We start from the raw sequence: 13,646 nt of genomic DNA, 5'->3' as shown, positions 1-13,646 counted from the left end.
AGCGGCCAGGACGGAGAGTGAAGAGACAAAGCGGCGTCGGGTAATCTTTTTAAGCATACAACCTCGGCGTTACAGCGTGTGCAGCAGGCTCGCTAACTGGCGATTGATCACCTGCTGGTTAAAATCGGCTTCGACTTTTTGTCGGGCATTTTGCAGCACGGGCACAAGCTCGTGCTGGTCGATGTCGCTAAAGGCGGCCAGGCGGTCCGCGAGGGCTAACGCATTGTTTTCAGGTACCAGCCAGCCGGAATGTTCCGATCTTATCAGCTCCGGTATGCCGCTGTGTAGCGTAGACACCACGGGAATACCCACCGCCATCGCCTCCATCAGCGCAACCGGGATACCTTCCATATCGCCATCGGACCCGGTCACAGACGGCAGCAGAAAAACGTCCGCCTCGTCGAGCATCGCTTTCACTTCGTGGCTCGGCTTAAAGCCGGGCATCTCCACGCAGCCTTCCAGCTGATACTGTTCAATCAGCGTGCGCAGGCGTCGCTCCCACGGGCCGATACCTAAAATGCGATAGTGAAAATCTACGCCGCGCTCTTTTAGCTGGCGGCAGGCTTCGATAGCCACGTGCAGCCCTTTTTTCTCGGTCAGGCGGGCGACGGAGATAATCTGCAGCGGCTGACCCGGCACCTTCACCGGACGCTGGGTAAAGCGCTCCATATCAACGCCCATCCGCGAAACGGTAATTTTTTCGCTCGGGCAGCCCATGGTTTTCAGGCGCCCGGCCCAGAGCTCGCTGATGGGCAGCATCATGTCGCCGCGTCGGAAGAGCTGCTGATATTCCGGCGTATAGTGGTTCAGCACTTCCCGGCTGGAGATGTCGATGCCGTGGAAGATGGTCGCAATCTTGCCGTCAATAACGCCCAGCTCGCGCAGCTTTGCCGCCGTGACGCCCGCCGGGCCAAAGTGGGCGATAAACACGTCGGCACGATACGGCTGCGACGTTTGGCCGCAAATTGCCGACAGGATCAGGTTGCGTGATTCCGCGCCGTAGCGGGAGACGTTCAGCGCCCGCCACGTCGAGGCGCGGTGGATCCCGCGCAGGGTCTGGCTGGCGCGGTAGCGCAGCTTGTTCATACGCCCGCCCGGCTCGTCCTGCAGCCAGCGGGTTTTCGCTTCAAGCCCGTATTGGGTATACGCCGCGTGGGTGTTCTGCGTATCGCCCTTTTGCAGGGCGATAATCTCCACGTCGTATCCCATATCGATAAACGCGGTGATTTGGTTCAGCACGAAGGTTTCTGACGACAGCGGAAATTTGAGTAAGAAGAAACCAACCTTCATTTCCCCTCCCCGACGCGGTCGAGTACGGATTTCACCATCCCAATCCCTTTTTCGCGCTCGGCTTTCACCGCCACGGCCAGGCGCTCGTTAATCGCAGGCAGCTGTCCCAGCGTGTCGCCGACCATAGCGCCAAGCGATCCGTCCAGCAGATGACGGATATCCACCGCCATTTCCGGCATGCCGAGCTGCTGCATGATGCCGGCAGATTTGTGCTCGTAGTTGATGGCGATGGCCGGCGTGCCGAAGTTCATGGAGATAATGGCCGAGTGCAGGCGGGTGCCGACGGTCAGGTCGCAGGCAGAAAGCAGCTTGCCCATTTCCAGGTCGTTAAGTTCATCCATCACCACGTGGTAGCGCGACGGGTCGTTGACCAGGTGGCGCAGATTGAGCGCCACCATGCGGTCATCCTTGTTGTAGCTGTCAATACCGGTACAGGTAGAGAGCGCCAGCACCTGGTAGCCGCTGTCCAGCACGCGGTTTACCACGTCGGCGAAGGCCTTCTCGTAGGCCGCCTGAGTGGTGCCGAGGCGCTTGTCGAACGGCGCAAGCTCGCGCAGGGTGATGGCGACCGTTTTCTCTTTCGCCGCCACGTCCAGCCAGTGCTGCACCGCGTAGCTCGCCTGGAAACGATCGTCCTGATGATCCACCAGCCAGGCCGTGTCCACCCCGTGCTCAACTTTTGAGGTATCAATATCGCTGCGCTTCATGAGATCGAGGCTCACGGACTCGCGCAGGATCAGCGCATCACAGTGGCCGAATACGTAGTTCGCCAGCTGGTTAAACTGCGGATCCTGGAATGGCCCAACGCTGTGCCCAATCATGAACAGCGGCTTTTTCGCCATAAAGGTGCAGAGCGCGTGCTCGAACTGCGGCACGCCGTAGAGATCGACAAAGAACGAGCCGCCGACCTGAATGATGGCGTCATAGCCCGACAGCAGGCGCACGAAATCGGTAAAGCCCTGCGCAATCGCGATGTTACGCAGCTTGCCGGTATCGGTCACGCGCGAGAGCAGCACCTGGTGCTGGTAGCGACGGCGCAGCACCTTCTTCACGCGGCCCATCACGCCCGCAGCGTTGTTATGCTGTTTCATCTGGCCGTAGAGCGGGTCGCCCATCACCGGGCGGTTCAGTAACCAGGATGAGCTGACCGGGTAGCGGCTCATTACATCCACTTCTGTCTCAGGCTCAAGCGTGTTAATTGCATCCAATAAACCGCGCAGAATGGCGCTGTCGCCACGGTTGCCGCAGGTATGGTTGCCAAGGATAAGTAATTTCATAATGGCCTCTTAAAGAGTTAGCCTGCGCGAAGCAGCGTTTTCATTTTTTCGTTACGGCAAAACTGGCGCTTCATCTCGACCACCAGCGCGTTGCGCGACAGCACAATCATCACGCCGAACGCCAGCGCGCCCGCGGCCACCTGCACCGCCAGCAGCGCCGCCAGCGGCAGGTGGCCGCCGAGCACGACGCCCAGGCCGTAGCTCACGGCAAGCGTCGGTAAAGAGAGATAAAACGGCAGCCACAGGCTCAGGATGTACTGACGGTAGCTGGAGCCCAGCACCGGCTTGATCATCACAAAATAGCTCAGCACGGTGTTGACGATCTGCACCAGCAGGAAGCCGAGGGTGACGCCAATTGCGCCCGCCATATGCCCGCCCACGAGGATCGCCGGGATAAACAGAAAGGTTTTAAAGACGTTGAACTTAAAGCTGATATCGACGCGGGCTTTTGCCATCAGCAGGGAACCAATCGGGTTCCCCACGGAGCGCAGCAGCCCCACCACGCACAGCAGCTGCAGGATCGGCACGATGCTGTTCCACTTTTCGCCAAACACCAGCGGCACGAAGTTGCTGGAGACCACCATCAGCCCCAGCAGCACCGGGAAGTTGATGATCCCCACGACGGAAAGCAGCTTGTAGAAGTTGACGCGCAGCTTCTCGGTGTCGTCCTGAATCTTGGCGAACGCCGGGAACAGCACGCGGGTAATAATCGGGTTCAGCTTCATCGGCGGGACAACCGCGACGTTGTAGGCCAGGTTGTAGCCCCCCGCCACGCTTGCGCCGAGAATACGCGCCAGCACCAGCGTGGAGAGGTTGGTGTTAACGTAGTTGATGATGCTGTCGGCGGTCAGCCACGCGCCAAAACGCAGGTTGGTTGACACGGAGGCCAGCGAGAAATGCAGCCCCGGACGGTAAATTTTGCGGCCAAAGTAGCCGAAGAGCAGCGTGCGCACGGCAGAGTTCACCAGGTAACCGAGAATGGCGGTCATCGCCAGCGGCCAAAAGTGGGCGCTGACCACGGTGAAGGTAAAGCCCGCCAGCACGGCGCTGGTCTCGATCATGCCGATCTTGTTGAACTCCAGCTCCTTTTGCATCAGCGCGCGGAACTGCTGGCCGTGCGGGATCACCACGAAGGCAAACGACAGCGTGCGCATCAGCGGCGCCAGATCCGGGTTGTGCAGCACGCGGGCAATGGTATCGCTCAGCAGGAACACCAGCACGAACACGAAGACCCCTAACCCGACGTTCAGCCAGTAGAGCGTGGTCAGCTCAAGATGGCCGATCTCTTTGCGCTGGATAATCGAGTTGGCGATACCAAAATCAGACAGCGTATCGGCCAGCGCGATAATCACCAGCGAAACGGTCAGCAGGCCGAACTGGTGGTTATCGATAATGCGCGCCAGCACGGTCATCTGCACCAGGCCCAGGCCAATGATGACGATGGTGGCCATGGCAGACCACTTCGCGCCGCTGATGGTTTTTTCACGTAAGCTCATCTTAGTACGCCGCTTTGTTCACGAAGCCTTTGAAGACGGTCAGAAAAACAATTTTGATATCGAACCAGAGGCTCCATTCACGGATGTACTCCAGGTCGAACTCGATACGTTTTTCCATTTTTTCCAGGGTGTCGGTCTCGCCGCGCCAGCCGTTAATCTGCGCCCAGCCGGTAATGCCCGGCTTCACCTTGTGGCGAAGCATGTAGCCTTCAATCAGCGCGCGATACTGTTCGTTATGGGCGACGGCGTGCGGACGCGGTCCGACAATCGACATCCCGCCGGTAAATACGTTGATGAACTGCGGCAGCTCGTCCAGGGAGGTACGGCGCAGGAAGTTGCCTACGCGGGTCACGCGCGGATCGTTCTGCGTGGCCTGGGTCACCACCTTGTCGTTTTCCATCACCTTCATGGAGCGGAATTTCCACACCATAATCGGCTTGCCGTCCATGCCGTAGCGGGTCTGGCGGAAAATGACCGGGCCAGGCGAGGTGATTTTTACCGCCAGCGCAATGCAGCACAGCACCGGGGAGATAAGCAGCAGGATCAGCGTGGAGAGCACGATATCTTCCACGCGCTTCAGCACGCGGTTGAAGCCGGACAGCGGCGTATCGTAAAGCGGAACGACAGGAACCCCGTTCACCTCTTCGATACGCGAATGGAGGATGTTGAAGGTAAAAACGTCCGGGATGAGGATCACCGAGCAGGTGGTATCCGCCAGCTCGCGCATCAGTTTCTTAATCCGGGATTCGTCTTTCATCTGCATGGCGATGTAGACGTTGTGAATTTTTCCGGCCTTCGCGTCGTCGATAAGCTGTTCGTAGTTTCCCGCCCACTCGGCAGGCACGCCACCCGGCTTGGCATCGTGATAAACCCCGACCACCTCAAAGCCTAACCATGGCTCTTTGCGGAAGCTATCAAGCAGCACCAGGCCTACCGGCAAATCCCCGGCAACGGCCACGTAGCGGGTGTTGTAGCCCCGGTTGCGAAGCCAGCCGGCACCGAAGCGGATCAAAGAACGGCAGACCACCATCCCGACGCTGGTCAACAGATACCAGCACAGATAGGTCACCAGGCGGTTATCAAAATCATGGCTAAACGCCACCAGCCCGGCGCTGAAAATCAGGGCCAGGGTCCAGTTCTGCAGCAGCAGCATCAGCTCGGTGGTAATTTTTACGCCGCGCCACGAACGATAGAAGTCGGTCATTCCGCCGATCATCTGAAACACAACCAGCGCGATTAACGCCATCAGCAGGTGCATGTAGAGGAAGGCTTGTCCGCTTACCCAGCACACCGCCCACAATCCGCCGACCATGATGGTGATATCAGAAAATCGCTGCACCATAGAGATTAACGATGCATTCGTTCTCGCTCGGTCGCGCTTTTTTAGATTCGTCATCGTTGTTCCTTTAGTTCAAAACCTTACCCCTCGCCCCTCACCCCGGCCCTCTCCCCAAAGGGGAGAGGGTGTTCAAGTTCCCTCTCCCCTCTGGGGAGAGGGTTAGGGTGAGGGGTAAGGTTTTCGTATTACTGATTCAACAGCGCCAGAATGTCCTTCGTTCGGGCTTCCATCAGCGCGGTATCGGCGCGGGATTCCACGTTCAGGCGCACCACCGGCTCGGTATTGGAGGAGCGCAGGTTAAAGCGCCACTGCGGGAACGACATGCTGATGCCGTCCGTGCGGTCGATTTCCAGGGCGTGGATCGCGAAGTGATGCTCCACGCGGGCAATGGCCTCGGCAGGCTGCGCCAGCTTGCTGTTAATCTCCCCGCTCGCCGGGAAGGCCGCCATGCGGTCGCGCACCAGTTCGCCCAGCGTCTGGCCTTTCAGGCACAGCAGCTCGGTCACCAGCAGCCACGGGATCATCCCGCTGTCGCAGTAGGCAAAGTCGCGGAAGTAGTGGTGGGCGCTCATCTCGCCGCCGTAGATGGCGTCTTCTTCGCGCATACGCTCTTTAATAAACGCGTGTCCGGTTTTGGACATCACCGGCTCGCCGCCCGCGGCGCTGACCACATCAACGGTGTTCCATGAGAGACGCGGGTCGTGAATGATCTTCGCGCCGGGGTTCTTCTCAAGGAACGCTTCCGCCAGCAGGCCGACGATGTAGTAGCCTTCGATGAACTGGCCTTTCTCGTCGAACAGGAAGCAGCGGTCGAAATCGCCGTCAAAGGCGATGCCCATATCCGCACCGTGCGCGATCACCGCGTTGCGGGTGTCGTCGCGGCACTCCGGCAGCAGCGGGTTTGGAATACCGTTCGGGAAGTTACCGTCCGGGGTGTTATGCACCTTGATGAAGGAGACCGGCACGTTCAGCGCCTTAAAGCGGGCTTCCAGCGCATCCACCACCGGGCCCGCCGCGCCGTTGCCAGAGTTGATCACCAGCTTCAGCGGCTTCAGGTTCGCCACGTTGATGTAGCCCAGCAGGTGGTCGATGTACTCTTTCTGCAGGTCGATCTGCTTATAGCTGCCGCGCGTCGCCTCGTTCACCGGCGGGAAGTCGTTGGCTTCCGCCAGGCGCTGCACGTCGCGCAGGCCGGTATCGCCGCTGATCGGACGCGCGCCCTTGCGCACCAGCTTCATGCCGTTGTAGTCCATCGGGTTATGGCTGGCGGTCACTTCGATACCGCCGTCCACGCCCAGGTGGAAGGTGGCAAAATAGATCTCTTCGGTGCCGGAAAGGCCGATGTCCAGCACGTCCACGCCCGCGTCCTGCAGCCCTTTTGCCAGGGCCAGCTTCAGGGACTCGCTGGTCAGACGCACGTCGCCGCCAAGCACGATGGTTTTTGGCTTCAGATACTCGCCGTACGCGCGGCCAATGCGCCACGCGATGTCTTCATTCAGCTCTTCGCCCAGCTTGCCGCGAATATCGTAGGCTTTGAAACAGGTTAACTTTTCCATGATGACCCCTTTTTCAGGCAACAGTTGGCCCGCCCGATTAACAGGCAAAATTGTTTTTATTCATTCGTAGGCCGGATAAGCGAAGCGTCATCCGGCGTTAAAGATGGCGCTAGACCCGCCCGTAGCGGTCCTGGAAGCGAACGATATCGTCCTCCTCCAGATACGAGCCGGAGCGCACCTCAATTAAGTCGAGCGGAATTTTCCCCGGGTTTTCCAGGCAGTGCGTCGCCCCGAGCGGAATATAGATTGACTCGTTTTCACCCAGCAGTTTGATTTCACCGTCGATGGTGACTTTTGCGGTGCCCGCCACCACAACCCAGTGCTCGGCGCGGTGATGGTGCATCTGCACGGAGAGCCCTTCACCCGGCTTCACGGTAATGCGTTTTACCTGATAGCGATCGCCGGAGTCGATGGAGTCATATTTGCCCCACGGACGGTACACCTCGCGGTGAATATGGTGCTCGTGACGGCCGTCGGCCTTGATCTGCTCCACCACTTTTTTAACGTCCTGCACGGCGTTACGGTCGGCAATCAGCACGGCATCCTTGGTCTGGACGACCACCAGATCCTTCACGCCCACCGTGGTGACCAGACCGGACTCGGCGTAAACGTAGCTGTTTTCCGTTTTGTGGCTAATCACATCACCGTGGTGGACGTTACCCTCCGGGGTGTGAGCGCTGATCTCCCACAGGGATGACCATGAGCCCACGTCGCTCCAGCCCGCGTCCATCGGTACCACCACGGCGTCCGCCGTGCGTTCCATGACCGCATAGTCAATGGACTCTTCCGGGCAGGCGAGGAAGGATTTCTCGTCAACGCGGATAAAATCGAGATCCGGGTCCACCACCGCCATCGCTTTCTCACAGGCGCTGAGAATGTCGGGGCGATATTTTTCCAGCTCTTCAAGATAACGACCGGCGCGGAACAGGAACATGCCGCTGTTCCAGTAATACTCGCCGCTGCCCACATAGGCCTGGGCGGTTTCCAGGTTCGGCTTCTCGACGAACTGCGCGACGTCAAAGGCCACGCTATCGCCCGCGCCCGGCGTCACTGCGCCACGGCGAATATAGCCGTAGCCGGTTTCCGGCAGGTCCGGCACGATGCCGAAGGTCACCAGCTTGCCGCTGTCGGCGTAAGGGATCGCCGCGCGCACCGCGTCACGGAAGGCATCTTCCTGCTGAATCACGTGGTCTGCGGCCAGCACCAGCATCAGGGGGTCGCAGTCCGGGCTGCTGCGTTTTGCCGCCAGCGCCGCGAGGGCGATAGCGGGCGCGGTATTACGTCCGGCAGGCTCCAGAATGATATTTTCTGTCAGTTTGTTCAGCTGGCGCAGCTGCTCGGCAACGATAAAGCGGTGTTGTTCGTTACAAATCACCACCGGGCTTTCACACTCCACGCCCTGCAGACGGTTGACCGTCGTTTGCAGCATGGTGAGCTCCCCTTTCAGGCAGAGGAACTGTTTTGGATAGAGCACGCGGGACAGCGGCCATAACCGGCTACCAGAGCCACCTGCCATCACAACCGGATACAACGTGGTATGACTCATGATTTATCCCCGTATATCTGCAATAAATTGGCTCAGCACGTTCTCTTTCTCGAGGGTGCGTTCGGCATATTCACGTGCCACCGTGTTCTCTTTTGGCATGGCGAGTGCCTGCTCAATTCCGGCCACCAGCGCAGAGACCGATTCCGGCTCCACGCATACGGCGATCCCCGGATAGCTGTTGCACAGCTGGCCTAATTCGGTTTCGGCTTCCGCCGTAATCACCGCGTTCCCGCCCACCGCCAGAATGTTGGTCAGCTTGGAGGGCAGCACCGCGTCCGCCGCGCCGCGCTTTTGCACCACCAGATGGCAGTCGCCCATCTTCAGCAGCGCCGGCAGCGCCTCGTAAGACTGCAGCGGGAAGAACTTCACGTTTGTCAGGCCGCGTTCGCGCGCCAGCTTCTCCAGCCGCGCTTTGCCGCCGCCCTGCCCGACAATCACAAACGTCCAGGCATGTTTGCTGAGCTGGTGCGCGGCTTCAATCACGCTCTCCAGCCCCTGTTTTTCGCCGATGTTGCCCGAGTAAAGAATGATTTTATGGTCATCGGGCAAACCGAGCTGGGCGCGCAGCGCCTGAGCGTCTTGCTCAGCCACGTCGCGAAAGCGCGCCACTTCGGACCAGTTCGGGAAGAAGATCACCTTCCTGGCCGGTACGCCCTTCTCCTGGGCCTTATTCATCATCGAGCGCGAAATCGTCGAGACGTAATCCACGTTGTGTAGCCCGCTGCGCTCAAAGGCGCTGGCGAGCTTCGCCACCCTGCCGCCCTTGCCCTTGCCTGCCATCCCCAGGCCGAGCATGGCGTCGACTTCATAATCCTGAATGTGCAGCAGGGTGCGCGCGCCGGAGAGTTTGCCCAGCAGGCGCATGCCCGGCGTGCAAAACAGCGTCGGCACCACGCCGATAATGCGGTCCGGCTTCCAGCGACGCTGCGCCATCAGCGGGAAAAAGCTGCTCAGGGCAAAGCTGCCCAGGTGAAGTAAACGCTTCAGCGTCGAAGGCTGCTTCGGCACGTAGAGCGGGCAGCGCCACACGGTCGCCGCGCCCTCTTCGCGGCGATAGCGCCAGCTTGAGTAGCGCTCGCCCACCTTCCACTCCGGGTAGTACGGCGGCGCGGTAATGACCCGCACGTCATGTCCCTGGCTCGCCATCCACTCGACCATCTCGCCGGTGTATTTCCCGATACCGGTCAGCTCCGGCGAGTAGTTAATTCCATAGACGAGGATCTTCATAGGCCCGGCACCTCGGCCTGACGCTCAGCGAGGAAATACGCTCTACTGTTGTCGTGGACGTTGTCGCTTGCCAGCAGCGCCTCTGGCGTCAGCCAGCGGTAGTCGTCATGCTGAGAATCAGGCAGACGCAGGTCTGCCTCACTCACCTTCAGGCGGAACCCCAGCACGATGTAGTGCGTGGAGAACCCGGTGCCTGAAAAGTTGTCGTCATAGAAGTGCTGCCAGACCCCGTAAAACTGGCCCGCCGCCATCGGCAGCTGCAGGCCCAGTTCCGCCAGAGTGAGGCGCTCAAAGGCATTTGCCAGCGCCTCATCCTTTTGCACGCGCCCGCCGGGCACGAACCAGTAGCCCTGAGCAGGGCGGTTGGTTCGTTTCCCCAGCAAGAACTCGCCGCGTTCGTTCTCCACGATCAAATCAATTGAGATCAGCGGAGTGGAACGCACTACCGTGGCAAAATCTTCCTGACTTAAAAACATCATTACCCCCGGAAGCGGTGCTGATTTTCGAGGAACCACTGGTAGGTGCTGGCCAGCCCCTGCTCCAGTGATACCTCGTGATACCAGCCCAGCTGATGCAGGCGGGTGACGTCCAGCAGCTTGCGCGGCGTACCGTCCGGCTTGGTGGCGTCAAACACCACGCGGCCCTTGTAGCCCACCACCTGGGCGATGGTCTGCGCCAGCTCGCGGATGGTGCAGTCCACGCCGGTACCGACGTTGATGTGCGACAGCATCGGCTCGGTGTTTTCCTGCCACACCTCGCGATCCAGCTCCATCACGTGAATGCTGGCGGCTGCCATATCGTCCACGTGCAGGAACTCGCGCATCGGCGTACCGCTGCCCCACACCACCACGTCCGGCGCGTTCTCGGCGGTTGCCTCGTGGAAGCGGCGCAGCAGCGCCGGGATCACATGCGAGTTGCTCGGGTGGAAGTTATCGTGCGGCCCGTACAGGTTGGTCGGCATCACCGAGCGATAGTCGCGGCCGTACTGACGGTTGTAGGACTCGCACAGCTTGATCCCGGCAATCTTGGCAATCGCGTACGGCTCGTTGGTCGCTTCCAGCGTGCCCTGCAGCAGCTCGCTTTCGGCGATCGGCTGCTTCGCCATTTTCGGGTAGATACAGGATGAGCCGAGGAACAGCAGCTTATTCACGTTGTGCAGATGCGCCGCGTGAATGATGTTGCTCTCGATCATCATGTTCTCGTAGATGAAATCCGCCGGGTAGGTGTTGTTAGCGACAATGCCGCCCACCTTCGCCGCCGCCAGATACACCTGGTCAATACGTTCGTTGGCAAAGAAGTCCTGCACCGCGCCGCTGTCGAGCAGGTTCAGCTCGTCGCGGGTGCGGACAATCACCTCTACGTCACCGCGCTGCTCCAGCTGGCGTGCAATCGCGGAACCCACCATTCCGCGATGACCGGCAACAAAAATACGTTGTTTTGTCATTCTCAGGACTCCAGCGCGATGGCAACCTCGTAGCCATGAGACTTGAGCAGGGAGTGTTTTTTCGCTGCTTCAAGATCTTTAGCTACCATCTCAGAGACCATCTCCTGCAGCGTGGTTTCTGGCTTCCAGCCCAGGGTTTCGTGCGCTTTGGTTGGGTCGCCCAGCAGGGTTTCCACTTCAGCAGGACGGAAGTAGCGCGGGTCAACCTGAACGATAACGTCGCCCGGCTTCACGCCCGGTGCGTCGTGGCCGGTCACGGAAACAACGATGCCCTTCTCTTCCACGCCGGTGCCTTCAAAGCGCAGTTTGATGCCCAGCTGCGCGGCGGCCATCTCAACGAACTGACGCACGGAGTACTGCACGCCGGTTGCAATCACGAAGTCTTCCGGCTTGTCCTGCTGCAGCATCATCCACTGCATTTTCACGTAGTCTTTCGCATGGCCCCAGTCGCGCAGGGAGTCCATGTTGCCGAGGTGCAGGCAAGATTCCAGACCCTGTGCAATGTTGGCGATCGCGCGGGTGATTTTGCGGGTCACGAAGGTTTCGCCGCGGCGCGGGGATTCGTGGTTGAACAGAATGCCGTTACAGGCGTACATACCGTAGGATTCACGGTAGTTTACGGTGATCCAGTAGGCGTACAGTTTGGCGACCGCATACGGAGAGCGCGGGTAGAACGGCGTGGTCTCTTTCTGTGGGATTTCCTGCACCAGGCCGTACAGCTCGGAGGTGGACGCCTGGTAGAAACGGGTTTTCTTCTCAAGGCCGAGGAAGCGAATGGCTTCCAGCAGACGCAGGGTGCCCATGGCATCAACGTCAGCGGTGTATTCCGGGGATTCGAAGGAGACCGCAACGTGGCTCATCGCGCCCAGGTTGTACACTTCATCCGGCTGAACTTCCTGCAGAATACGGGTCAGGTTCGAGGAATCCGTCAGATCGCCGTAATGCAGATGGAATTTCGGGTTCGCGGAGTGAGGGTCCTGATAGATATGGTCAACGCGCTCGGTGTTGAACGAAGAAGCACGACGCTTAATACCGTGTACTTCATACCCTTTTTCCAGCAGCAATTCTGCCAGGTAAGAACCATCCTGTCCGGTAACGCCGGTGATGAGAGCGACTTTAGACATGTTTATATTCCTCTGTACTTATCAAAGTTTTTCAGTTTCAACGCGTTCGCGTATCACCACTGCGGGGTTGCCCCGGCAAATTTTATTTGCCGGAAGCGATTTAAAAACGCTGCTGCGGGCACCAATAACCGTGCCGTCGCCAACGGTGACGCCCGGTGCAACAAACACATCGGTTGCCAGCCAGCATTTCTCGCCAATCACTATGGGCGTGGCGGTAATATCGAAATGCGGGCTCATAAAATCGTGGCTGCCGGTGCACAAATAACACTTTTGTGAAACCACCGAATTTGCGCCAATCGTAATCTCGCCAAGGGTATATAATACCGCGTCATCCCCAACCCAGGCATAATCCCCGAGCGTTAATTTCCAGGGATAGGTAATTTTTACCGAGGGGCGAATGACTACGTTTTTTCCTATTTTTGCGCCAAACAGACGCAATAAAAATGCTCGCCAGCGGTACAGTATTTGCGGCGACCAGGCAAATAACGTTGCCTGAACGGCCCACCACAGCTGCACCTTAATACCGTTGCCACCGCGAAAGCCTTTCGGCACGGTGAATCCTTTGAGTTCCTGCATTACGTTTCCTTATATTTCAGGCTTTGTTATATAAGGCTTTCGCTTTACCCGTGGTTTTAATACGCAAGAAATAAGACAATTCTGCCCAGAAGCCCGGCACGCGTAATATTTTACGCTGCACTTTTTTTGCGTCCTGGCATAATTCCAGATTATTCGAGGTTGACACGCCGCCCATGGAAAATTCGGATACCAGCCCTTTAATTCGACGGAACGGATAGCCTGACTTGTACAAACTGGCGGTCAACGCATAATCTGAAGAGACTTTATACTGCAAATCGTAGGGCTGTTTTTTCAGGCCGCTCACCGGGAAGAAAATCGCCTGATGGCTGGCCGGCAGGCTGTGGTAAATATACCAGCCCGGCTTTGCGCTACGCAGCACCTTATTTCCGTCGCCAAAATCGAGCAGCGCATCGCCAATAAACATTGCCTCTTCTTTCTGGCGAGACAGCTGGCGGGCAAACAGCGCCACGTCATCATGGAATACGTCACCGGAATTCAGGAAGATGGCATAGCGCCCCTGCGCCATGGCAATGCCTTTATTCATCGCATCGTAGATGCCTTTATCTTTCTCGCTGATGAAACGTAAGTTGAACTCACCGTTGAGTTTTTCCAGAAACTCAGCCGTACCGTCGTCCGAGCCGCCGTCGACCACAATCCACTCAAAGGTGAGGCTTGGGTCGCGCGCCAGGTTGCGCAGCGAGCGCCAGGTTTTTACCACCCCTTCGTAGTTACGAAAGGCGACAGTAATGACGCTAAGAAACATAAATCACC

Annotated in this window: 12 protein-coding genes; all 12 read right to left on the bottom strand. The window is 58.6% G+C overall.

The features are described from left to right. Window positions 1-69: 69 nt before the first annotated feature. Window positions 70-1,290 carry a colanic acid biosynthesis glycosyltransferase WcaL gene (wcaL, locus tag D5067_RS08330; protein WP_119938536.1) on the bottom strand — a complete coding sequence of 407 codons (1,221 nt, stop codon included), beginning with the start codon at window positions 1,288-1,290 and terminating at the stop codon, window positions 70-72. Beyond that, complete coding sequence (gene wcaK, locus D5067_RS08325) at window positions 1,287-2,567, bottom strand: colanic acid biosynthesis pyruvyl transferase WcaK (protein ID WP_119938535.1); 1,281 nt, start codon at window positions 2,565-2,567, stop codon at window positions 1,287-1,289. Before wcaK ends, wcaL begins: the two co-directional genes overlap by 4 nt. 17 nt (window positions 2,568-2,584) lie before the next feature. Continuing rightward, window positions 2,585-4,063 carry a colanic acid undecaprenyl disphosphate flippase WzxC gene (wzxC, locus tag D5067_RS08320; RefSeq protein ID WP_119938534.1) on the bottom strand — a complete coding sequence of 493 codons (1,479 nt, stop codon included), beginning with the start codon at window positions 4,061-4,063 and terminating at the stop codon, window positions 2,585-2,587. Between the two features lies 1 nt (window position 4,064). Further along, a complete protein-coding gene (gene wcaJ / locus D5067_RS08315; RefSeq protein ID WP_119938533.1) occupies window positions 4,065-5,459 on the bottom strand; it encodes an undecaprenyl-phosphate glucose phosphotransferase in 1,395 nt (464 codons plus the stop codon). Between the two features lie 128 nt (window positions 5,460-5,587). After that, entirely contained in the window at window positions 5,588-6,958 is a 1,371-nt protein-coding gene (gene cpsG, locus D5067_RS08310; RefSeq protein WP_125913282.1) for a colanic acid biosynthesis phosphomannomutase CpsG, read from the bottom strand. 109 nt (window positions 6,959-7,067) lie between these two features. After that, window positions 7,068-8,504: a mannose-1-phosphate guanyltransferase gene (cpsB, locus tag D5067_RS08305; RefSeq protein ID WP_119938251.1), complete on the bottom strand. Its 1,437-nt coding sequence runs from the start codon at window positions 8,502-8,504 to the stop codon at window positions 7,068-7,070. Window positions 8,505-8,507: 3 nt separating this feature from the next. Beyond that, window positions 8,508-9,731 carry a colanic acid biosynthesis fucosyltransferase WcaI gene (gene wcaI, locus D5067_RS08300; protein ID WP_119938252.1) on the bottom strand — a complete coding sequence of 408 codons (1,224 nt, stop codon included), beginning with the start codon at window positions 9,729-9,731 and terminating at the stop codon, window positions 8,508-8,510. Next, window positions 9,728-10,207 carry a GDP-mannose mannosyl hydrolase gene (locus D5067_RS08295; protein WP_119938253.1) on the bottom strand — a complete coding sequence of 160 codons (480 nt, stop codon included), beginning with the start codon at window positions 10,205-10,207 and terminating at the stop codon, window positions 9,728-9,730. The genes wcaI and D5067_RS08295 overlap by 4 nt, the downstream gene beginning before the upstream one ends. A gap of 2 nt (window positions 10,208-10,209) precedes the next feature. Further along, window positions 10,210-11,175, bottom strand: a complete 966-nt coding sequence (gene fcl, locus D5067_RS08290) for a GDP-L-fucose synthase (RefSeq protein ID WP_119938254.1) — start codon at window positions 11,173-11,175, stop codon at window positions 10,210-10,212. Between the two features lie 2 nt (window positions 11,176-11,177). After that, window positions 11,178-12,299 carry a GDP-mannose 4,6-dehydratase gene (gmd, locus tag D5067_RS08285; RefSeq protein ID WP_010431938.1) on the bottom strand — a complete coding sequence of 374 codons (1,122 nt, stop codon included), beginning with the start codon at window positions 12,297-12,299 and terminating at the stop codon, window positions 11,178-11,180. Between the two features lie 21 nt (window positions 12,300-12,320). Next, the gene (wcaF, locus tag D5067_RS08280) at window positions 12,321-12,875 is read right to left on the bottom strand and encodes a colanic acid biosynthesis acetyltransferase WcaF (protein ID WP_119938255.1); all 555 of its coding nucleotides are present in this window, start codon (window positions 12,873-12,875) and stop codon (window positions 12,321-12,323) included. A 16-nt stretch (window positions 12,876-12,891) separates the two neighbouring features. Beyond that, complete coding sequence (gene wcaE / locus D5067_RS08275; protein ID WP_119938256.1) at window positions 12,892-13,638, bottom strand: colanic acid biosynthesis glycosyltransferase WcaE; 747 nt, start codon at window positions 13,636-13,638, stop codon at window positions 12,892-12,894. Window positions 13,639-13,646 lie beyond the last annotated feature (8 nt).

It is taken from the genome of Enterobacter huaxiensis (assembly GCF_003594935.2).
Taxonomy (GTDB): domain Bacteria; phylum Pseudomonadota; class Gammaproteobacteria; order Enterobacterales; family Enterobacteriaceae; genus Enterobacter; species Enterobacter huaxiensis.
This window is presented reverse-complemented; position numbering and strand designations above follow the sequence as displayed.

Bases quoted from the DNA above. Each gene is read 5' to 3' on its own strand.
- D5067_RS08295 (WP_119938253.1), bottom strand. From the start codon at position 10,207: ATGTTTTTAAGTCAGGAAGATTTTGCCACGGTAGTGCGTTCCACTCCG.
- fcl (WP_119938254.1), bottom strand. From the start codon at position 11,175: ATGACAAAACAACGTATTTTTGTTGCCGGTCATCGCGGAATGGTGGGT.
- cpsB (WP_119938251.1), bottom strand. From the start codon at position 8,504: ATGAGTCATACCACGTTGTATCCGGTTGTGATGGCAGGTGGCTCTGGT.
- wcaF (WP_119938255.1), bottom strand. From the start codon at position 12,875: ATGCAGGAACTCAAAGGATTCACCGTGCCGAAAGGCTTTCGCGGTGGC.
- wcaE (WP_119938256.1), bottom strand. From the start codon at position 13,638: ATGTTTCTTAGCGTCATTACTGTCGCCTTTCGTAACTACGAAGGGGTG.
- wcaJ (WP_119938533.1), bottom strand. From the start codon at position 5,459: ATGACGAATCTAAAAAAGCGCGACCGAGCGAGAACGAATGCATCGTTA.
- wcaI (WP_119938252.1), bottom strand. From the start codon at position 9,731: ATGAAGATCCTCGTCTATGGAATTAACTACTCGCCGGAGCTGACCGGT.
- gmd (WP_010431938.1), bottom strand. From the start codon at position 12,299: ATGTCTAAAGTCGCTCTCATCACCGGCGTTACCGGACAGGATGGTTCT.
- wcaL (WP_119938536.1), bottom strand. From the start codon at position 1,290: ATGAAGGTTGGTTTCTTCTTACTCAAATTTCCGCTGTCGTCAGAAACC.
- wcaK (WP_119938535.1), bottom strand. From the start codon at position 2,567: ATGAAATTACTTATCCTTGGCAACCATACCTGCGGCAACCGTGGCGAC.
- cpsG (WP_125913282.1), bottom strand. From the start codon at position 6,958: ATGGAAAAGTTAACCTGTTTCAAAGCCTACGATATTCGCGGCAAGCTG.
- wzxC (WP_119938534.1), bottom strand. From the start codon at position 4,063: ATGAGCTTACGTGAAAAAACCATCAGCGGCGCGAAGTGGTCTGCCATG.